Genomic DNA, 19379 nt, shown 5'->3' with positions numbered 1-19379 from the left:
TCAGGACAGGAGAAAGGATCACCGTCCTACACCACCTATCGGGGCTTGACCACTGCAGGTCTTATGGACCAGGGCGAGGTTGTCGGGTTCGTGTGTACCGCCCCGCGAGATCGGCAGGATATGGTCGACTTCGGGTGCCAGTGGATGGGGCTTGATCGCATCCGTCGGAACAGGGAGTCCGCACAGCGCGCAGTTGCCTCCGTCTCGTTTTCGCAGGTCTTCAGCGGACATGTAGAGCGATGCACTCCGGTGACGGCAGTCGTCGCAAAGGCGCTTCGAGACGGGGGTGAGTCGCTTTCCTCCGTTATTTGCAGGTGCAAGGTAATCGATGGCCGCGCCACACTGTGCGCACTCTCCGGTTGTGGCAGCCACTGCGTGGCGTCGCGCAAGGTTGCGGCAGGTCAACGTGCAGAAACTGCTTGTACTGCGCGCCCCAACAGGATCGCCACACCATTTGCGGGGGCCGTTGGCGGACCGCACGGTGCGGGTCTCAATCGGTCGAAGCGTTGTTCCTGCGTTGTGCTGCTTCAAGTGAGACGAACAGAGGCCTCGACCCACCGTGATGCGGGCGCACTTGGGGCCAGAGCACCGAGGCTTGCAGTGATCGGAACAATACCGTTGGGCGCGCGGCAATCCAGTGAGGTCCGCGTTACAGCCTCGGCAGCGACGCTCGATGCTCTGACCTGAGCTAACCCGCCCGTGGTGGATGGCACAGCGACCATTAGGGGTCGTCGGTCGCGAGCAGTTTGCCTCCGCGCATTCGCGGGGGGCATGAGATGTTCGCTCGTGAGCCAGCAGTGGGGCAGCGGCCAGCATGCCCAATCGCTGAAGCTCCCCGTAGTGACGTGGACACCGACCTCGCGCCTTCACGATCTGGTTACATCCGTCCACGGCGCAGATCCGCGTGCTGTTCCTCTTCGCTCCGCGAGCGAGATCATAATGTCGCTGACAGACGCCCTTGATCTTCGCGGGTCGTGTGCACTCTGGCTCCGCGCAGTCGAGCGGCGTCCGCCTTTCCAGGGAGTTCGTGCGAAGCAGTCGGAGTCTGTGCATATGGCAGTAGCCTTCGCGGCTGCTCCGCGGTCGGTTGCAGTCAGATACGGAACATGGGCCACCCTGGCGTTTACCGCTACCGTTCGGGTCTCCGTACTTCCAGAAGGCTTGGTAGTGCTTCTCGCACAACTGGTGCTTCTTGACCGAGACCTTGAGAGTGCAGCCGACAGCTACGCAAATGGCATGGCCCTGACCGCTGTTGCTCACAGCGCTGAGGATATCGAGACGGGGCGACAACTTGTGATCAGTTCATGCGCTGGGTTCAGTCCAGTTGCGGGAATTGAGACCGCCCATACTGTCGCAACGGATCAGTCACGCGCTCCAAGGATTCCAGATAGGTGACAGCGTTTTCGTCCGCGTAGATACGAGCGAGTAGCTGGGGTTCGTCCGGATGCACGCCAGCGTGAAAGTCTGCGAGGAACTCACGAGAGAACGTCATTTCCCGAAGTTAGTGGATCGAACGACAGCACATGGGACTTTGTCCATCCTGCGGATGACCTGATGCGTTCCTCGTCGCATCACCCGGCTTGAAGGCCTCGGGCAACTTGAATTTGACGCTCGTGGGGCGTCCGGCAGGGAGCCGCATGCGGTCCGAAGGTTGTTTCCGTCAGTAGCCCAAAGCTTGTCGGACAATGGTGGCCTGCTCGAGGTCGGGGGTGGTGGGGGTTCCGTTGAGCTGGATGTAGCGACCGCCGTCTCCTGAGGTGATCTCGATTGCGTGGGCGCGGAGTGCTGTTTCGTCTAGCGGGACGTTGTCCTTGACGTAGGTGAGCCAGCCGGCGCAGATCTGTCCGGGTTTGCAGCCGATCGACCGACGGTGCTTCTTGGGGGCGACATAGATGTAGTCGGGTTCCCATGCACGGACCAGGATATGGAGATGGTCGGCAACGAGTGCTGGGTCGATTACACCGGAAGGATCGTCCGCGGGATCGTCCAGGGAGAAGTGGACATGGTTCTTCAATCCTGTCCCGTCGAATCCCACGCGTACTGAGTACTTGCGGTAGCTGCCTTCACACATCCGGATCAAGTCGGGTGTGTACCCGGTCTTGACCATGGCCAGTCCATCGTCTCCACGGAGGATCGAGTCGGCTACTACCTGTTCGATGCCGTCGATGTCATTCGGGAGATGCACGAAGGTGCCGTCTTCTTTGACACCGTTGAGAAGCCAAGGAGAGTAGAGATGGGACAGGTCGGGCATCTCCTGTAGCGAGCGCTGTAAGCGATCTGCGCCGTCGCGAGGCGACTCGACCCGTCCGCCCCAGCCACCAATGAAATCCAGTACCACCGTGTTCCTCCCTGTCTACCTGTGGTTGCCTGCTACTCCGGCGGGACGTACTTGACCGTAATGTTCTCGTATCCAGCTTCGTCGATCATGTCCTCGATGGCTTCAGCTACTCGCTCTTCGGCGACACGCCACTCGATCTCGGCCCCAGCGGATTCGGCAGCTTCAGATTGCCGTCGAAGCTGGTCGGGGAGAGATTTGGCTGCGCCCATATTAGGCTTGAACTGGCCGTCGTCGCCGACCATCCATTCGTAGCCGGGTCCTTTCGCTTCGATGAGCTTGCCGCTCTCTCCGGCGTCCGGGTCCCAACCGTCGAACAGGACGTTGCCCGAGCCGTCCGCTTTGGGGATCGCATATTCAACTCCGGCGGGGCTGCCGGTGACTTGTTCCTCGTAGGCACCGGCGCGTTCGGAGGTGCCGCCACGGTTGGGGTACTCCCACTGTCCCGGACCATCATTGGTCAGGGTCGACGGCATGATGTCGAGCACCTGCTGCAGGTTGATGCTCGGAAAGTGTTCAGAGACCCATAGGAGGATCGCGCCTGCCGAGATCGCACCGGCGGCGAGGGCTGCCATGAGCGCCAGATCGACAGCGCCAAGCGCGATGATCGGCACGAAGCCATGGATTCCAGAGTTGGAGCCGAAGGTCAGAGCCGCCGCCGCGTCTGCAATGGATTGGGCGGCACGGGAGTCGGCCTCCTGGACAGCCGCAGCCTTGAAGCGTAGATAACCGGCCCATTCGAAGACCTTGGCCTCGGACTCCTCGGTCGGCGGCCCTATGATCGTGACAGTCCAGTCGTCTGCGACTCGGCATCCGTCGGCCTCTGCCTCCGCGACCGCCGAAAGCAACGCTCTGCGGGCGTAGTGCAGCTCCGAAAGCCCGGTCTCGACGGTGCCAGCAACTTCGACTAGCCCTGTGGACAGCTTCCGGCTACGGGCGCACGCGTCGGCGATCCGGTCGTCTGCTGCCTGGTTGGCAGTTCCTATCCAGTCCTCGCCCGAGACGGCGGCGCGCTGCCTGTCAACGGACCGGGTGTGCGAATCGAGTCGTTCAGCTTCGTAGCCCAGAGTGCGGACGATCGTGTCAGAAGCAGTCAGTGCATCCCAATGTTCGATCGTCGATCTGCTGGGGAGCCCTCGGGATCCCTGCACGATCACTCGGGTATCTCGATTGCCGAGAGCTGTTGGGCGGTCTCGTCGTCAGTGGTCCGGTAGCTCTCGCTCGCGTGCTCGGTATTGGTGCTGAGTGCGGTGAACTCGTCATGACACGCACTGAGCGCAGTGTCAGCCAGACCACCGAGGACAGCCAGCACGGCGGACGTGGCCGACGATGAAATCAGACTGGAGGCGCCTGAGATCGCCTGGTCGCAAACTCCGGATTCTCGCGTGTTCTCGCCGGGATTCAGCGTGTTTGCAAGCTCATGGATTCGCTCGGTGTCGGCATACAGCACCGTAATGGCCCCCCTCCATCGCGGGAAACCTAGCACAACTGGAGGGATTCGGTAGGAGACGGGCAGGGCAAGCCTGACCTGGACCGAGGCTGAGCGTGGCTGTTGTCCGGCCAAGAGAAGAAGCCCACCGTCCGGACACAGTAGGCCTCAGTGAACTTCCAAGAAGGAATGTTCGAGATCAGCGTATCAATCCGTCGCGGGGGTATGTCGTTTTCCTGAACCTGCGCGTGGATCCGCTGCAGTTCCGCTTGCTCCACGGTCGTATCAATTTCTCGGCTTCTTCGCGCATCCCGCTGCCATCGCTCCAATGCAAGGGAACAAGTTGTCCGTCTTCGTTGTGGTGATGCGCTGCTGGCAGGAGTTAGCGAAGACCTGATGGGGGCGAGGTGCCATCTGAGGGCCACAGGGCCTACGGACCCCGTGCAGAGCAGTAGTGATGCGTGTTACACCCCTGACGACGGTCCGGTTACCTTCATTGCCAGATCAGTAAGATCTGGTCCGGGCATTGTAAAGCAGCTATTATTCGACTGTGAAACAAAATATTGCGGAATTGCTGCACAAAAGGTCCGATCTCAGTGAATATTTAGTGCACTTTACCCGGGACAGAGGTAACGGATCTGCTAGGGATGCTCTGATGCAGATTCTCGCGAGTGGCGTAATCGAAGCACGTAGCAATCTGGGATTAGCCAAAGAACTCGCAGAAGAATTCCCTGGCGCTCTCGAGGCTGCGGGCCTAGGCCAGAAATGCTGTTGCTTCACGGAGACTCCGTTGGAGCACTGTTGGTCGATGGTTCAAGATATTGCGGGACGGTCCCGCCAATTCAAACCGTTTGGGATTGTGTTCAGCAAGGATTTCGGAATGAAGAATGCGTTAAACCCCGTCTGGTACTTGAATACCACGCAGGGCACGGACCACTTGACCACTCCGGTGCTGAACATCATAGAGAGTTGCAGGGGTCATCTTGAGGCTGGCAGCAAAATTGGGACGAAACAAGATCAATCCGGGGAGGTGTTAACGCAACCGCGCTTCGAAATTCTACGGATTGCACCGGGTAAGTCCCGGGGAGTGGTGGGAATCGGCTGAGCGCATCCGGCCAGGTCCGCGGCGTGTCGCTCCCTCGCCGAGGGTGGGCCATCGCGTAGTGATCAACGAGTTACCTCTCACAGTGACTCACAGAAAGCAGCTACGCGATGACCCACGATCATTCTGCACTGCTCACCCAGCTCCACGCGCTCGAGGGCGCCGACAGCGCCAGCGTGTTCGCCGAACTGATCCGTACCGGCCTGCAGGCTCTGATCGAAGCCGAGGCCACCGACAAGCTCGGCGCCGGCCGCTACGAACGCACCGACACCCGGATAACGCACCGCAACGGACATCGAACGAAGACCGTGGCCACCACCAGCGGCGATGTCGAGGTCAAGATCCCCGAACTGCGGTCAGGATCGTTCTTCCCCTCCTTGCTGGAGCGACGCCGCCGCATCGACAAGGCCCTGTACGCAGTGGTCATGGAAGCCTACGTGCACGGCGTGTCGACCCGCAGCGTCGACGACCTGGTCGGCGCGTTGGGTGTCGGATCCGGGATCTCGAAGTCGGAGGTGTCGCGGATCTGCGCTGGTCTGGACACCGAGATCGCCCGGTTCCGCGAGCGCACGCTGACGCACACGAGCTTTCCGTACGTGTTTCTCGACGCCACCTTCTGCAAGGTCCGGGTCGGTGCGCACGTGGTGTCCCAGGCGTTGGTGGTGGCCACCGGAGTCTCGATCGACGGCACCCGCGAGGTACTCGGAACCGCCGTCGGGGACAGCGAATCCTACGAGTTCTGGCGCGAGTTCCTCACCAGCCTCAAGGCCCGTGGTCTGTCGGGGGTGCATCTGGTGATCTCCGATGCACACAGTGGCCTCAAAGCTGCTGTGATGCAGCAGTTCGCGGGTTCTTCGTGGCAGCGGTGCCGGGTGCATTTCATGCGCAACATTCGGGCGGCGGTGGCGGCCAAGCATGTGCCGCCGGTGATGGCGGCGGTCAAGACGATCTTCGCGCACACCGACCCGGACGCCGTCGCGGAGCAGTGGGATCAGGTCACCGACACCTTCTCCGGGTCGTTTCCGAAGGTCGCGGCGTTGATGGAAGCCGCCAAACACGATGTGCTGGCGTTCACCGCGTTCCCCAAGGCTCATTGGCAAAAGGTGTGGTCCAACAATCCCATTGAGCGGTTGAACAAGGAAATCAAGCGTCGAGCCGACGTCGTGGACATTTTTCCGAACCCGGCGGCATTCCTCCGGTTGGCGACCGCGGTGGTCATCGAGCAGCACGACGAGTGGCAGGTCACCCGCCGGTATGTCTCGGATGTGAGCATGGACGAGCTCCGGGCGGTGATCGCCGCCAAACAGCACGCTACCGAACCGGCGTTGTCGTTGACCGGCTCGAGCGAAACAGCATAGTATCCAGCACGACTCGTTGATCACTACGTCTACTGCAGAGCCGATCCGAAGTCCACCACTCCACGGGGCACTATCTCTACGAATCGCACGAACAGTAACCGGAGTTACGTATTCGGGCAGAACGAACACGGATTCACCCCGAAATTTCACCCTCGGAACGGAATTGTCCGTCGAGGCGGGGAAATACCGAGCAGATTATCGACGACGTGCGAGTGAGACGGCGACAGCCGTCGCCACGGATCCGGTTCCGACCTTCGAGGCGAGTCGCGCGGTCCGGCCGATATCCTCCGGGACCGGCGCGGGTCCGTCGCCGAGCGTGCCGCGATCCTCGACCACTCCGTGATACATGTTCGTGCCGCCGAGCCGGAGACCGAGAGCGCCGGCGAACGCCGCCTCGACCGGACCGGCATTAGGGCTCGGATGCTTACGGGCGTCCCGACGCCACGCCCGGATCGCACCCCGGCCGTCGTCACCGAGTGCGACGGCCAACAGGGCGGTGAGGCGAGCGGGGACGAGGTTGAGCACGTCGTCGAACCGGGCCGAAGCCCACCCGAACCGTTCGAGTCGCGGGGTGCGGTGGCCGACGCGTGCGTCGAGGGTGTTCGCGGCCCGGTACGCGAGCAGGCCGGCCGGACCGAGCAGCGCACCCCACCACAGCGGCGCGACGACGGCGTCGGAGGTGTTCTCGGCGACCGACTCGATCGTGGCGCGCGCGATCCCGTTCTCGTCGAGTCGCGACGGGTCGCGGCCCACCAGGTGGGTCACCTGTTGCCGCGCCGCGGCGAGGTCGCCGTCGCGGAGCTGAGCGTCGATCGTCCGGGCCTCGAATCCGAGGGAGCGGCCACCGAGCACGGTCCAGGTGGCCAGCGCCGTGACCGCGACCGACAGCACCGGACGACCGCGGGTCGCGCGGTCGGCGACGTATCCCAACGCCCCGGCGGAGCCGACCAGCAGCGAGGTGAACACCACCCCGGCAGCGCGGTGGTCGCCATACAGCCGGCCTTCGGCGGCGCGCGCCAGCTTCCCGAAGCCGCTCACGGGATGCCACCGTTGCGGGTCGCCGACGAGTTGGTCGGCAGCGTAGCCGAGCGCCAGTCCGAGTGCCCTCTGTTTTCCGGGTGCGCTGCGCTTCACAGGATCGTCCTCCATGCTTCGACGAGCACCGTCGTGGTCGCCGCGTCGCGCACTGCGATCCGCACCCAGTCGTCACCGAGGCCGGGGAAGGTGTCTCCGCGACGCAGCGCGAACCCCTTCTGCCGCAGTTTCTCCCGAGTTCCTTCGGGTACTTCCGCCAGCACGAACGGGGCCGTCGCGGGGGAGACCACGTGGATTCCGAGTCCGGTGAGGGCGTCGACGAGGACCTCCCTGTCTCCGGCGATCTCGTGCGCGATCACGTCGGTCTCGCGTACTGCGTCGTCGGATGCGCACGCGATCATCGCAGCCGCTGCGGGGGTGGACACCGACCAGGGCGGTTGCTGCACGGCGAGATCCGCGAGCACCGCGGCGTCGCCGACCACGTATCCAGCTCGCAGGCCGGGGATCGCCCACGTCTTGGTGAGCGACCGCAGCACCACGAGTCCCGGAACGAACTGTCCCGTCAACGATTCGGCTTCGCCGGGAACGGCGTCCATGAACGCCTCGTCGACCACGACGACGCGTCCCGGTCGGGTCAGTGCCAGGAGCGTGTCGGCCGGATGCAGGACCGAGGTGGGATTCGTCGGGTTGCCGACGATCACCAGGTCGGCGTCCTCCGGGATCACACCCGGATCGAGGACGAACCCGTCGTCGCGGCGCAACACCACCCGCGTGACACGATGTCCGGCGGCCAGCAGTGCGGCCTCGGGTTCGGTGAACTGCGGGTGCACCACCACCGGTTTCCGCCATGCCCGCGCCCGGGCGAGCAACGTGAACGCCTCGGCACCCCCGGCCGTCGGGAGGACCTCGTCGTTGCTGCGGCCGTGACGATCGGCGAGGGCGGCGCGTGCACCGCTCGGGTCGGGATAGCGCGCGAGATCGTCCAGCGAGGCACGCAGGGCGTCGTCGAGCCAAGCCGGTCGAGGTCGGCGCGAGACGTTGACGGCGAGGTCGACCAGCCCTTCGGTCGCGTCGCGGTCGCCGTGATGATGCAGATCGGGTTCGTGTGTTCGACGACGTGCCGGTGCCGAGGTGGGTTCGGGTGCGGGTTCCGCCGCCCGCGCGGCGTCCGCGAACCGTCGTGCGAGATCGGGATGTCCGGCCCAGTGCGTGTGCAGGTACGACGCATGCACCGTCGCGGTGGCGACGCCGTCCGGCCGGCCGTCGAGCAGCCACGCGGGAGAGGCGCCGGGGTCGATCGCGGTGCGGTGGAATTCGTGACCGGTGACGCGGGTGCCGGCGGGAGCGAGCAGGGTGTCCTGCGGTGCGATCGCGGTGCGGTAGCCGAGGGTCAGGCGCGAGGTCATCCGTGCCGACGTGTCGAGGGCGCCGACCATCTCGTGTCCGTCGACCTCGCGCCCCAGATAGAGCAGACCGGCGCACTCGGCGACGCTTGGAACTCCCGCCGCGATCGCGGCGCGCAGGTGCGTGCGCAGGGGGAGGTTCGCGGCGAGGTCGGCGGCGTGCACCTCGGGGAACCCGCCGCCGAGGTAGATACCTGCGGTGCCGGCGGGTAGTCGTTCGTCGCGCAGGGGATCGAAGGTCACCGGTCGGCATCCGTGTGCGCGCAGGAGTTCCTCGGTCTCGGTGTAGCGGAAGGTGAAGGCACGGCCTCCGGCGACAGCGATCACCGGACCGTCCTCGGTGGACGTGCCCGGTGACCACGGCGTCGCCGGCAGGTCGGGTGCTGCCGAGGCGATACCGAGGATGTCGGCGAGGTCGATGCGTTCGGCGATCTGCGCGGCAAGCCGATCCACCTGCGCGGTCGCCTCGTCGCGTTCCTCGGCGGGCACCAGGCCGAGATGGCGCGACGGAACGGTGATGCCGTCGTCGCGACCGAGCACGCCGATCACCGGGATGCCGGTCGGTTCGAGTGCGCGGATCACCTCGTCCGAATGCCGCTGCGATCCGGCCTTGTTCAGGATCACGCCCGCGATCCGCGTGCCGCGGTCGTAGGACGCCATGCCGTGCACGATCGCCGCGATCGACCGGGAGGCGTGCGAGACGTCGACGACGAGGATCACCGGTGCGGACAGCAGGGCCGCGGTGTGGGCGGTGGACGCGTACCCGTCGGTGCCGATCATCCCGTCGTACAACCCCATGACACCTTCGATCACGGCGATGTCCGCACCGGCGGCGCCGTGCAGGAAGAGGGGAGCGACGAGGTCCTCGCCGACGAGATGCGGGTCGAGGTTGCGGCCGGGTCGGCCGGTGGCGAGCGAGTGGTAGCCGGGATCGATGTAGTCGGGACCGATCTTGTGGCCCGACACGACGTGCCCGGCGCGGCGCAGCGCCGCCATGAGACCCGTGGCGACGGTGGTCTTCCCGTGCCCGGATGCCGGTGCGGCGACGACTACACGTGGAACTCTCACCACTCGATCCCTCGCTGGCCCTTCTGACCCGCATCCATCGGATGCTTGACCTTCGTCATCTCCGTCACCAGGTCGGCGACCTCGACGAGCTTCGGGTGCGCCCGCCGCCCCGTGATCATGACGTGCTGGCGTCCCGGCCGAGAGGTCAGCGTATCGACGACCTCGTCGATGTCGACCCATCCCCACGCGATCGGATAGGTGAACTCGTCCAGCACGTACAGGCCGTGCTGCTCCGCGGCGAGGCGTCGCCGGATCTCACGCCACCCGGCGAGAGCATCGGCGGCGTGGTCCTCCTCGGTGCCCTCCTTGCGCGACCACGACCAGCCGGAACCCATCTTGTGCCACTCGATCGGCCCACCGGTGCCGCGCTCGTCGTGCAGGTCGGCGAGGATCTCGAAAGCGGTCTGCTCGCCGAGCCGCCACTTGGCGGACTTGACGAACTGGAAGACGGCGACCGACCAGCCCTGGTTCCAGCCCCGCAGCGCGAGACCGAATGCGGCCGTGGACTTTCCTTTTCCGTCACCGGTGTTGACCATCAGCAACGGCCGGTTGCGGCGCTGGCGGGTCGTGAGACCGTCGTCGGGTACGACGGTGGGCTGTCCCTTCGGCATCAGGCGGCCCTCTCCCGAACGATTCCGGTCAGTGCCTCAGCATCGACCTCGCCGACGGGTACGTAGTCGGCGCCGAGGCGTTCGGCGAGACGGGCCGCGAGACCCATCCGGAAACGTCCCGTCTCGGAATCCACCACGACGGAGGAGATTCCCTGTGCAGCAATGACGTCCGCGGTGTCGAGCGAGCGCTGCACGGCGTCCGGTCCGGCGGTGGCGCGACCGTCCGTGACCACGACGAGCAGGGCACGTCGTCGCGGATCCCGCAGCGAATGGCGCCGGATGATCTCGGCCGCTTCGATCAGGCCCTCCGCCAGCGGGGTCCGCCCACCGGCGGGGAGTTCGCGTAGCCGTGCGGCGGCCACGTCCACCGAATTCGTCGGCGGGAGTGCGACGGTCGCGCCGGCGCCGCGGAAGGTCACGAGGCCGACGGTGTCGCGACGGCGGTACGCGTCGAGCAGCAGCGACAGGACGGCGGTCTTGACCTGCACCATCCGGTTGCGTGCGGCCATCGACCCGGATGCGTCGACGCAGAGCAGAACGAGATTGGTCTCGCGACCTTCGACGATCTTGCGGCGCACCTGCCGATCCTGATCGGCAAAGGCGGTCGCGCGGATCGTGGCGGGGAGGTGGACGGGACCGGAGTCGCCGCGGCGACTGCCCACGGTGCGGCCGATCGTGGTGACCGCCCGCGACCGGCGACCGGCTGCGCCGCGCCCGACCCGATCGACGGAGAACACCCTGGCGCGAAACGGATCCGACGCCGACGCCAGGCTGGTGGACGACCGATCACCCGAGCCGGAGGACGTCTCCGCCGCCGAGCCGTCGGGTGTGCTCTCGCCACCACCGGGATCGTCGTCGGGGCCGGGATCGGGGTCGTCTCCACCGAGAAGTTCGTCGAGCAGATCGTCGCTGCTGTTGGGGGCGTCGAAGGGGTTGCGGCGCCGACGGTGCGGCAGGGCGAGTCGGGCCGCTGCCGCGATGTCCTCGCGTGTCACCTCGAGGCGGTCGTGCCAGGCCGCGTGCGCGATGGCCGTGCGGGCGGTGACCAGGTCGGCACGCATGCCGTCCACATCGAACGCCGCGCACACCTCGGCGATCGAGACCAGCGCGTCGTCGCTCAGTACGACCTGCGGGACGCGTTCGCGCGCGGCGACGACGCGACGCGACCACTCGGCATCCCGATCCGCCCACCGCGCGGTGAATCCGGCCGGATCGGCGTCGAAGGCCATCCGCCGCCGCACGATCTCGGCGCGCAGGTGCGGGTCGCGGGGCGCGGCCACATCCACGGCGAGTCCGAAGCGGTCGAGCAACTGCGGGCGAAGCTCACCCTCCTCGGGATTCATCGTTCCGACCAGGACGAATCGGGAGGCGTGCTCGACGGAGACCCCATCGCGTTCGACGGTCGAGCGACCCATCGCCGCGGCGTCGAGCAGCAGGTCGACCAGGTGGTCGTGCAGGAGATTGACCTCGTCGACGTACAGCACACCGCGGTGGGCCAGGGCCAGAAGACCGGGTTCGTATTCGGCCGTGCGGTCGGCCAGTGCCTTGCCGAGATGCAACGCTCCGGTGACGCGATCCTCCGCCGCGCCGACGGGTAGTTCCACCAGCCGAACCGGTCGGACATGCGAGGATGTATCGGCCGGATGAGGACCGTCCGGACAGGACGGATCGGGCGCGTCCGGATCGCACGAGAACCGGCACCCGTCCACGACGGTGACCGGCGGCAACAGCGCGGCGTGGGCACGCACCGTCGTCGATTTCGCGGTGCCCTTCTCGCCACGCACCAGCACACCGCCGATCGTCGGCGACACCGCACACAGGGTCAGGGCCAGCGCGAGGTCGTCGGAACCGACCACCGCGCCGAACGGATACACGTACATTTCGACCTCCACAGGCTCCCGCTGGGATGTTCTCCGCGGCAAGCTGTTCGAAGGCCGGTATTCGGACTTCCCGGTCGGACGCCGTGCGATCGCCTTCCCGGACCGGACGGTCCAGTGGCTGCGCGGATGCGCATGATCGACGACTCCCGGGTCACCGCAGCGGGCCTGTGCCGGATTCTCACCGGCTTCCCGATTATCCCCGTGAGGGGCACCTTCGATTGCCTTGCCGCGGCCGAGTGTAGCCGCCGCGCCTGGGTTATGGTTCACCGCCATGGGACCGATGCGACAGACGACAGGCATCACCGTTGTCGGAATCGGGGCGGACGGATGGTCCGGTGTGCCGTCCACCGTCCGGGAGCGGATTCTCGCGGCCGAGGTCCTGCTCGGTGGCCGGCGCCACCTCGACCTGATTCCCGCCGGCGCGGCGGTGCGTGAGGAGTGGCCGTCGCCGCTCCTGCCCGGCCTCGACGACCTCCTCGACCGGCACGTCGGCAAGGACGTCGTCGCGCTCGCGTCCGGCGATCCACTGGTCTCCGGAATCGGCACCACACTGATCCGGCGCCTCGGACGCGACGCCGTGGAGGTGATCCCGGCGGTCTCGTCGGTGGCACTCGCCCGCGCACGCATGGGCTGGTGGGCAGAGGAGTGCGAGACGGTCACTGTCGTGGGGCGTGAGATCGATGCTCTGCGCAGAGTTCTGACGCGCGGACGCAAACTCGTCGTCCTCGTCGACGGTGCACGTGTCGCGGATGTCGCGACGCTCCTGGTGGTTTCCGGTTTCGGGAACTCACGGGTTGCGGTGTTGTCGCATCTCGGTGCTGCGGACGAGTCCCGGATCGATGCGAAGGCGGCCCATCTGACCGATACGGGCGTCCGGTCTCTGAGTCTGATGTGCGTCGAGGTCGACGGACCGGCAGGACTGTCGACTGTGCCCGGTCTCGACGACTCCCTGTTCGAGCACGACGGACAGCTCAGCAAGCGGACCGTGCGTGTCGCGGCGGTGTGCGCACTCGCACCGCGACCGGGAGAGTTGCTGTGGGACGTCGGTGCGGGAGCCGGGTCCGTCGGAATCGAATGGGCGCGAACCGATCCGCGCTGTCGTACTCTCGCGATCGAGAAGGACGAGAGGCGCGCCGGCGCGATCGAGCGCAATGCCGCCGCTCTGGGAGTGCCGTCGACCGTGCGCGTCGTCCGTGGTGCCGCTCCCGCCGCGCTCGACGGACTCCCGGTGCCCGACGCGATCTTCGTCGGCGGGGGAGGAAGTCGTGAGGGTGTGCTCGACACGTGTTGGGACGCATTGCCTCCCGGCGGTCGGCTCGTCGCGCACGCGGTGACGCTGGAGACCGAGGCCGGCCTCGTGCAGTGGTGGAAGACGCACGGCGGTGAACTCACCCGTCTGTCCGTCGAACACGCAGATCCCATAGGAACATTCACCGGCTGGCGTGCGCAGCGACCGGTCGTGCAGTGGAGCGCAGTGAAAGGCGAACGATGACCGTCCATTTCGTCGGATCCGGACCCGGAGCGGCCGACCTGCTCACGCTGCGAGCGGTGAACCTGCTGCGCGAGGTCCCGGTCGTGCTGTACGCCGGTACCTATCTCGATGCCGAGACCCTCTCGCACTGCCGTGACGACGCCGAACTGATCGACACACAACACCTGGACCTCGACGGGATCACCGCCCACCTCGTCGACGCGCACCGGTGTGGCCTCGACGCCGTGCGACTGTGCTCCGGCGACCCGTCGCTGTACTCGGCGCTCACCGAACAGACGCGACGACTCGACGCCGCAGGCGTGCCCTGGGACGTCACGCCCGGTGTGCCCGCCTACGCCGCGGCGGCCGCGGCACTCGGCACCGAGTTGACCGTTCCCGAACTCGTGCAGACGGTCGTGCTGACCCGCACGCAGGCCCGGTCGACGGCGATGCCCGACACCGAGGCTCTGACGCGGGTCGCGGGGATCCGGGCGAGTCTCGTCCTGCACCTGGCGATCACCCGCATCCGTGTCCTGGCCGAAGAACTCACTGCCGAATACGGCGCCGATTGTCCCGTCGCGGTGGTCGCGTTCGCGTCGCGGCCGAACCAGGTCGTGCTGCGCGGCACCCTCGCCGACATCGCCGACGGTGTCGAGGCGGCCGGCCTGAAGCACACCGCGGTCATCGTCGTCGGACACGCTCTCGGCGTGCGTGAACGGCCGGATGTCGCCTGCTCGCACCTCTACGACCCCGCTCGCGAGCGCCTCGGTCTCGGATAGTTCCCTCCTTGCGTGCCGAACCGGGGTTTGCCCAGGTTGCAGCAGCGGCGAACCCCGGTTCACCGCGCGAACCTGTTGACAATCCGGGGGTGAACACCGTTCACTCGATCATTGGGTGAACGGTGTTCACCCCGCAGGGGGGGCAACGGAGATGGGGACATGGGACGAACGACATCGGCGTCGAGCACGACGGTCACGACGCTGCTGAGCCTGGCGGGTCTCGTCGCGGCTCTGCAGACCACGCTGGTCATTCCGCTGCTCCCGGACTTCCCGGAGATCCTCGACGTCTCGGCCGGCGCCGCGACCTGGCTGGTCACCATCACGTTGCTGACCGGAGCGGTGGCGACCCCCATCGTCTCCCGGTCGGCCGACATGTTCGGCAAGCGCCGGATGATGGTGCTGTCGCTGGCGATGATGGTCGTGGGGTCGTTGATCGCCGCGCTCGGCGGGAGCTACATCGCCGTCCTCGTCGGCCGCGCGCTGCAGGGCTTCTCCTCGGCACTCATCCCGGTCGCCATGGCCGTGCTGCGCGACCTGCTGCCCCGCGAGAAGGTCGCGAGCGCGGTGGCGCTGACCAGTGCCACTCTCCACGACGCAGCAACTGCAACTTCCGGAGATCACCGGTTTCGGATTCGGTCTCAGTGCGGCGACCGCGGGTCTGTGCATGGTTCCGGGTGGACTCACCATGCTTGTCGTCTCTCCGCTGTCGGCGCGCATGACCGCACGATTCGGCGGCCGCACCACTCTGTTGGCCGCAGGACTGCTCATGACCGTGGCCTACGGATTCCGCATGGTCTTCGACGACACCGTCGCACTCATCGTCATCGGGAGCGTCCTCGTCAGCATCGGTAACGCGATGGCCTTCGCGACCATGCCGGCGTTGATCATGGGTGCCGTCCCGCTCTCGGAGACCGCAGCGGCCAACGGACTCAACAGCCTGCTGAGGACGATCGGATCGTCGAGCATGAGCGCGGTGGTCGCGGCACTGGTCGCCGGGCTCACCATGGAAGTCGCCGGGACGGTCTTCCCGGCCCACAGCGCCTTCGTGGCGATGTTCGGGATCGCCGGCGTCGCGACGTTCTCCGCTGGCCTGGCAGCCATGTTCCTTCCGAGGCATCGACCGTCGACGACGAGCGTTGCGGACGCATCCGTGGAGGCGAAGGCGTAGGTGACCGAGCGAACCACCCGCGACGTCATCCTCGACGCCGCACGACCGCTGTTCGCCGAGCGCGGATTCAACGGCACCACGATCAGGGACGTCGCCGAAGCAGCCGGTGTCTCACCGGCTCTCGTGATGAAACTGACCGGCAGCAAGGCCGAGCTCTTCCAGGCGGCAGCTCCGGACTCGCCCGGACTCGCCGAAGCCACGCGTCACGACGAGCCGGTCGGGTACCGGATGGTGCGTGCGGTCGTCGAGCGACGAGATACGGACGACTACGACTTCTGGGCGATGGCACCCTTCCTGATCCGTGAGGCAGCGGATCCGGCTGTGGCCCGCGCACGGACGAACGAGCGGGTCGTCGCCCGCATCGCGGCACTGATCGGGGACGAATCGGCAGGGCTGGTGCGCTCGCAGATCGTCGTCACCCTCCTGCTGGGACTGGCGGGCAGCCTGAGGACGTTCGAGTTGCTGCCGCGCGACGAGATGCCCAGCGAGTCGCTGATCGAGACCTACGGCCGGCTCGTCCAGTCGGTCGTCGACGATCCCGCACTCTGACCGTCCACCGACCGTTTCGTCCACACCGCGCCGGTCGGTGTCACGGAGGTGCCCGCAGCGCCGACGATGAGCAGGCACTTCATGTCGATGTTCGCCGGATCCAGTTTCTCGAGTGTCGTGACCTCGAGCGACTCACCGGGCCGTCCCACATCGCGCCCGATCACGACGACGGTGTCGGCCGGACGATGCTTCAGCAGTACCGTTCTCGCATCCGCGACCTGCGTGGTCCGAGACCGGGACGCCGGGTTGTAGATGCCCAGGACGAGATCGGCCTCCGACACCGCAGCCAACCGCTTCTCGATCACGTCCCACGGCTTGAGTCGATCCGACAGGCTCATCACCGCGAAGTCGCCGCCGATCGGGGCGCCGGCACGCGCCGCGACGGCCTGCACCGCGGAGACGCCCGGCAGGACACGGATCGGCACCGACGCGTACTTCTCGTCCTGGGCGGCCTCGAACACCGCGGACGCCATCCCGAACACCCCGGCGTCGCCACCGGAGACCACCGCGACCTTCTCGCCCGACAGCGCGAGGTCGAGAGCGAATCGCGCGCGGTCGACCTCGACGGTGTTGCCACTCGAATGACGGTGCAGGCCGGGACGTACCGGGACGCGGTCGACATACGGTCCGTATCCGACGACGTGATCGACCTTCGCGAGTGCGTCGGCGGCCTCGGCGGTCAGCCACTTCTCGTCCGCGGGACCCAACCCGACGACGAACAGTTCGTTCGCCTCCGGATGTGTCACCTCGGCCGCTACGGAGGGCCGTGATCGGTCGGCGACGGCGCGATTCCTCGGCGAGCGGTCACCGGCCGTGAGGATCACCGAGAAGTACGGCACCGCGTCGGCGTCGACCTCGGTGACCGGCAGGATACGTTGCCGATCCATCGACGCGCGTTCGACATAGACGGCGTCGTCGAGGCGACCGGACTGGGCGAGAGCTTCCCGGACTGCGGGAAACGTCCTGCCCAGCTTCATGATCGCCGCGCCGTCGGTGTCGGCGAGTCGCCGTGCGAGTTCCGGGGCGGGCAACGTGCCGGGCAGGATGGTGAGGACATCGGTGCGGCGCACCATCGGTTCGGCGGCCGCAGCAGAGGCGGCGGACACCGACGTCACACCCGGCACCACTTCCGTCGGGTATCGCGGAGCGAGGCGGTCGTGCAGGTACATGTACGAGCCGTAGAACAGGGGGTCGCCCTCGCAGAGCACGACGACGGTGCGTCCCGCGTCGAGGTGGACGGCCAGCCGCGCGGCGGACTCGTCGTAGAAGTCGGCGATCGCGCCGTCGTAACCACCCGGGTGGTCGGTGGTGCCCGTCGTCACCGGGTACACCAGCAGTTCCTCGACCACGCCGTCCGGGATCAGATCGGCGGCGATCGACCGGGCGATGGATCGGCCGTGCGTGCCGGAGTAGTACGCCAGCACGTCCGCCTCGGCGATCAGCCGCGCAGCCTTGCGTGTGATGAGTTCGGGATCGCCGGGACCGAGACCCACGCCGTAGAACCTGCCGGACACCGTGTCGCTCATTCCTTCTCCTGGGCAAGTGCATTGATCGCGGACGATGCCATCGCCGACCCACCACGGCGTCCCCGCACCACCAGATGAGGAATCTGCAGGGGATGCTCGAGCAGGGCCTCCTTCGACTCCGCGGCTCCGATGAAGCCGACGGGAACCCCGACGATCGCGGCCGGTCGCGGGGCACCATCGTCGAGCATCTCGAGCAGGTGGAACAGGGCCGTCGGGGCATTGCCGATCGCGACGACGGAGCCTTCGAGGCGGTCGGCCCACAGCGACACCGCCGCTGCGGAGCGGGTCGTGCCCCACCGCTCGGCGAGTTCGGGGACACGTGGGTCGGCGAGCAGGCACACCACGTCGTTGCCCGCGGGCAGGCGCGTACGGGTGACCCCGGCGGCCACCATGTTCGCGTCGGTGAGGATCGGAGCACCTGCGTTCAGAGCAGTGCGGGCGGACGGAACAAGATCGGAGTGGATCACGAGATCTCGTGCCAGATCGGTCTGCCCGCTCGCATGGATCATCCGGACCGCGACCTTCTCCGCACTCGCAGGAATCGCGGACAGCTCCGACTCGGCGCGGATCGTCGCGAACGACCGGACGTAGATCTCGGCGCCGTCGGTGACGTAGTCGTACCGACGCGGGGGAGGTCGAAGGGTCACGGGGTGCTCCTGGCGAAAACGAGGCGGTGAGGCGAGTGCGGTGCGCCGCAGGCGCGTTCACATCCGGCGACGTGAATTCGGGAATCGGTGGTATCTCCGGCGACGATCCGGCGAGCCAGCGCTCGGGTGTCACCTCCGGCGAGGCTACACCCGGGCGCTCCTGTGCATGCGGTCACCCGCTGCCACGGTGAATCCGGGGTCGTCTCGAAGCCGGTCTCGCGCAGCGCGACGAGATTCGATCCGGACGGAAGTATCAGACCGCGCCAGGGCGTGACGACCACACCGCTATCGGGCAATGCAGCGACCATGGTGGGGGTGAGAATCCCCAGCGGCACCATCACAGACACCGCGTCGCCGATCGTGCCGTACGGCATGGTGAAGGCCCGTGGCCGCGGAGCGGAAACGGTACCGTCGAGTTCCGCTCCCGCACGCGGAAGTTGGCGCACGTGCCACACCGACCCGCGGATCTCGACGAAGCGGCGGGCGAGTCGCAGGAGCGTCTCCGGAGCCTCCGCGAGTGGCACCGTCGGCCCGTCGAGACCACCCACGACGATGCGTGCGGTGCCGTCGTCGAGTGCGACAGCGGTGAGGTCGCACCGCAAGGCGGCGATGTCGCCGCGACCGTCGTCGAGGCCGAACAGGAACCGGCCCGGTAGGTTGACGAGGGCCGGATCGGCGCACAGCCCGGTATCGAGTTCGCGGACGAGAGGCCGGACGTCGGCGAGTCCGCCCACGAGACCCGACAGCGGCGAGGCGACGATGTTCCGCACCCGTTCGTGGCTCGCCGACGGCAGCAGTCCGGCCGCCGTGACGACTTCGGCCAGTCCGGCGGGGACGGCACCGCACTCGTCGAGTCCGATGCCTCTGAGCTGCAGGTTTCCCCGCGACGTGAGGTGCACGTCGCCATCGGCGTAGGCGATGGCCGCGTCCGACAGTGCTCGGAGCGCCCCGTCGGGTACCTGCCCTCCGGGCACGCGAAGCCGCACCAGCGCGCCGTCCGCCGCGACATGCGGGCGAA

19 protein-coding genes and 1 riboswitch are annotated in these 19379 nt (G+C 66.8%); of the genes, 7 read left to right on the top strand and 12 right to left on the bottom strand.

What is annotated here, in order from left to right:
• Nucleotides 1-18: 18 nt before the first annotated feature.
• The 5 genes from AC0LPE_RS19295 to AC0LPE_RS19275 form a co-directional block, all read right to left on the bottom strand.
• Nucleotides 19-231, bottom strand: a complete 213-nt coding sequence (locus tag AC0LPE_RS19295; protein ID WP_490605013.1) for an HNH endonuclease — start codon at nt 229-231, stop codon at nt 19-21.
• 1084 nt (nt 232-1315) lie between these two features.
• A complete protein-coding gene (locus AC0LPE_RS19290) occupies nt 1316-1492 on the bottom strand; it encodes an RsmA family anti-sigma factor (RefSeq protein WP_490605012.1) in 177 nt (58 codons plus the stop codon).
• 168 nt (nt 1493-1660) lie between these two features.
• The gene (locus AC0LPE_RS19285; RefSeq protein WP_155418989.1) at nt 1661-2338 is read right to left on the bottom strand and encodes a hypothetical protein; all 678 of its coding nucleotides are present in this window, start codon (nt 2336-2338) and stop codon (nt 1661-1663) included.
• Nucleotides 2339-2370: 32 nt separating this feature from the next.
• Nucleotides 2371-3492, bottom strand: a complete 1122-nt coding sequence (locus tag AC0LPE_RS19280) for a Tox-REase-5 domain-containing protein (RefSeq protein ID WP_231921749.1) — start codon at nt 3490-3492, stop codon at nt 2371-2373.
• Nucleotides 3489-3785 (bottom strand): hypothetical protein, encoded by a 297-nt coding sequence (locus tag AC0LPE_RS19275; RefSeq protein ID WP_490605011.1) that lies wholly within the window; start codon nt 3783-3785, stop codon nt 3489-3491. Before AC0LPE_RS19275 ends, AC0LPE_RS19280 begins: the two co-directional genes overlap by 4 nt.
• 529 nt (nt 3786-4314) lie before the next feature.
• Between AC0LPE_RS19275 and AC0LPE_RS19270 the strand changes: the two genes are divergently transcribed.
• Together AC0LPE_RS19270 and AC0LPE_RS19265 are read left to right on the top strand one after the other, a co-directional pair.
• Nucleotides 4315-4869: a hypothetical protein gene (locus AC0LPE_RS19270; RefSeq protein WP_155739904.1), complete on the top strand. Its 555-nt coding sequence runs from the start codon at nt 4315-4317 to the stop codon at nt 4867-4869.
• 107 nt (nt 4870-4976) lie between these two features.
• On the top strand, nt 4977-6224 hold the full coding sequence (locus AC0LPE_RS19265; RefSeq protein ID WP_059384854.1) for an IS256 family transposase: 1248 nt from the start codon (nt 4977-4979) through the stop codon (nt 6222-6224).
• 195 nt (nt 6225-6419) lie between these two features.
• Here AC0LPE_RS19265 and AC0LPE_RS19260 read toward each other — a convergent pair whose 3' ends face one another.
• Genes AC0LPE_RS19260 through AC0LPE_RS19245 form a run of 4 tightly spaced genes read right to left on the bottom strand, consistent with a single transcriptional unit; the run spans nt 6420 to nt 12221 of the window.
• Nucleotides 6420-7373, bottom strand: a complete 954-nt coding sequence (locus tag AC0LPE_RS19260; RefSeq protein WP_059384581.1) for a cobalamin biosynthesis protein — start codon at nt 7371-7373, stop codon at nt 6420-6422.
• Complete coding sequence (gene cobBC / locus AC0LPE_RS19255) at nt 7355-9730, bottom strand: bifunctional hydrogenobyrinic acid a,c-diamide synthase/histidinol phosphate aminotransferase CobBC (RefSeq protein ID WP_490605010.1); 2376 nt, start codon at nt 9728-9730, stop codon at nt 7355-7357. The genes AC0LPE_RS19260 and cobBC overlap by 19 nt, the downstream gene beginning before the upstream one ends.
• Nucleotides 9727-10341 carry a cob(I)yrinic acid a,c-diamide adenosyltransferase gene (cobO, locus tag AC0LPE_RS19250; protein ID WP_490605009.1) on the bottom strand — a complete coding sequence of 205 codons (615 nt, stop codon included), beginning with the start codon at nt 10339-10341 and terminating at the stop codon, nt 9727-9729. Before cobO ends, cobBC begins: the two co-directional genes overlap by 4 nt.
• On the bottom strand, nt 10341-12221 hold the full coding sequence (locus AC0LPE_RS19245; protein WP_490605008.1) for a VWA domain-containing protein: 1881 nt from the start codon (nt 12219-12221) through the stop codon (nt 10341-10343). Before AC0LPE_RS19245 ends, cobO begins: the two co-directional genes overlap by 1 nt.
• Before the next feature lie 35 nt (nt 12222-12256).
• A riboswitch (cobalamin riboswitch) is annotated at nt 12257-12452 on the bottom strand.
• Nucleotides 12453-12492: 40 nt separating this feature from the next.
• Between AC0LPE_RS19245 and cbiE the strand changes: the two genes are divergently transcribed.
• The 5 genes from cbiE to AC0LPE_RS19220 all read left to right on the top strand — a co-directional run bounded on the left by cbiE (nt 12493) and on the right by AC0LPE_RS19220 (nt 16188).
• Nucleotides 12493-13713: a precorrin-6y C5,15-methyltransferase (decarboxylating) subunit CbiE gene (gene cbiE, locus AC0LPE_RS19240; protein ID WP_490605007.1), complete on the top strand. Its 1221-nt coding sequence runs from the start codon at nt 12493-12495 to the stop codon at nt 13711-13713.
• Nucleotides 13710-14471, top strand: coding sequence for a cobalt-precorrin-4/precorrin-4 C(11)-methyltransferase (locus tag AC0LPE_RS19235; RefSeq protein WP_490605006.1), 762 nt, complete (start codon nt 13710-13712; stop codon nt 14469-14471). Before cbiE ends, AC0LPE_RS19235 begins: the two co-directional genes overlap by 4 nt.
• A gap of 159 nt (nt 14472-14630) precedes the next feature.
• Nucleotides 14631-15323: an MFS transporter gene (locus tag AC0LPE_RS19230; protein ID WP_490605005.1), complete on the top strand. Its 693-nt coding sequence runs from the start codon at nt 14631-14633 to the stop codon at nt 15321-15323.
• Nucleotides 15262-15639, top strand: a complete 378-nt coding sequence (locus AC0LPE_RS19225; protein WP_490605004.1) for a hypothetical protein — start codon at nt 15262-15264, stop codon at nt 15637-15639. Before AC0LPE_RS19230 ends, AC0LPE_RS19225 begins: the two co-directional genes overlap by 62 nt.
• Nucleotides 15640-16188, top strand: coding sequence for a TetR/AcrR family transcriptional regulator (locus tag AC0LPE_RS19220; protein WP_160876805.1), 549 nt, complete (start codon nt 15640-15642; stop codon nt 16186-16188).
• On the opposite strand, the gene AC0LPE_RS19215 is transcribed toward AC0LPE_RS19220, so the two are convergent.
• The 3 genes from AC0LPE_RS19215 to AC0LPE_RS19205 are packed head-to-tail and all read right to left on the bottom strand — an operon-like array spanning nt 16143 to nt 19347.
• Nucleotides 16143-17714, bottom strand: a complete 1572-nt coding sequence (locus AC0LPE_RS19215) for a precorrin-2 C(20)-methyltransferase (RefSeq protein ID WP_490605003.1) — start codon at nt 17712-17714, stop codon at nt 16143-16145. The genes AC0LPE_RS19220 and AC0LPE_RS19215 overlap by 46 nt on opposite strands.
• A complete protein-coding gene (locus tag AC0LPE_RS19210; RefSeq protein WP_490605002.1) occupies nt 17711-18361 on the bottom strand; it encodes a precorrin-8X methylmutase in 651 nt (216 codons plus the stop codon). The genes AC0LPE_RS19215 and AC0LPE_RS19210 overlap by 4 nt, the downstream gene beginning before the upstream one ends.
• On the bottom strand, nt 18358-19347 hold the full coding sequence (locus AC0LPE_RS19205) for a ferredoxin-like domain-containing protein (protein WP_490605001.1): 990 nt from the start codon (nt 19345-19347) through the stop codon (nt 18358-18360). Before AC0LPE_RS19205 ends, AC0LPE_RS19210 begins: the two co-directional genes overlap by 4 nt.
• Nucleotides 19348-19379 lie beyond the last annotated feature (32 nt).

Source organism: Rhodococcus sp. S3 (assembly GCF_058211795.1).
The sequence above is the reverse complement of the archived record's forward strand: the minus strand, read 5'-3'. Positions and strand labels throughout refer to the sequence as shown.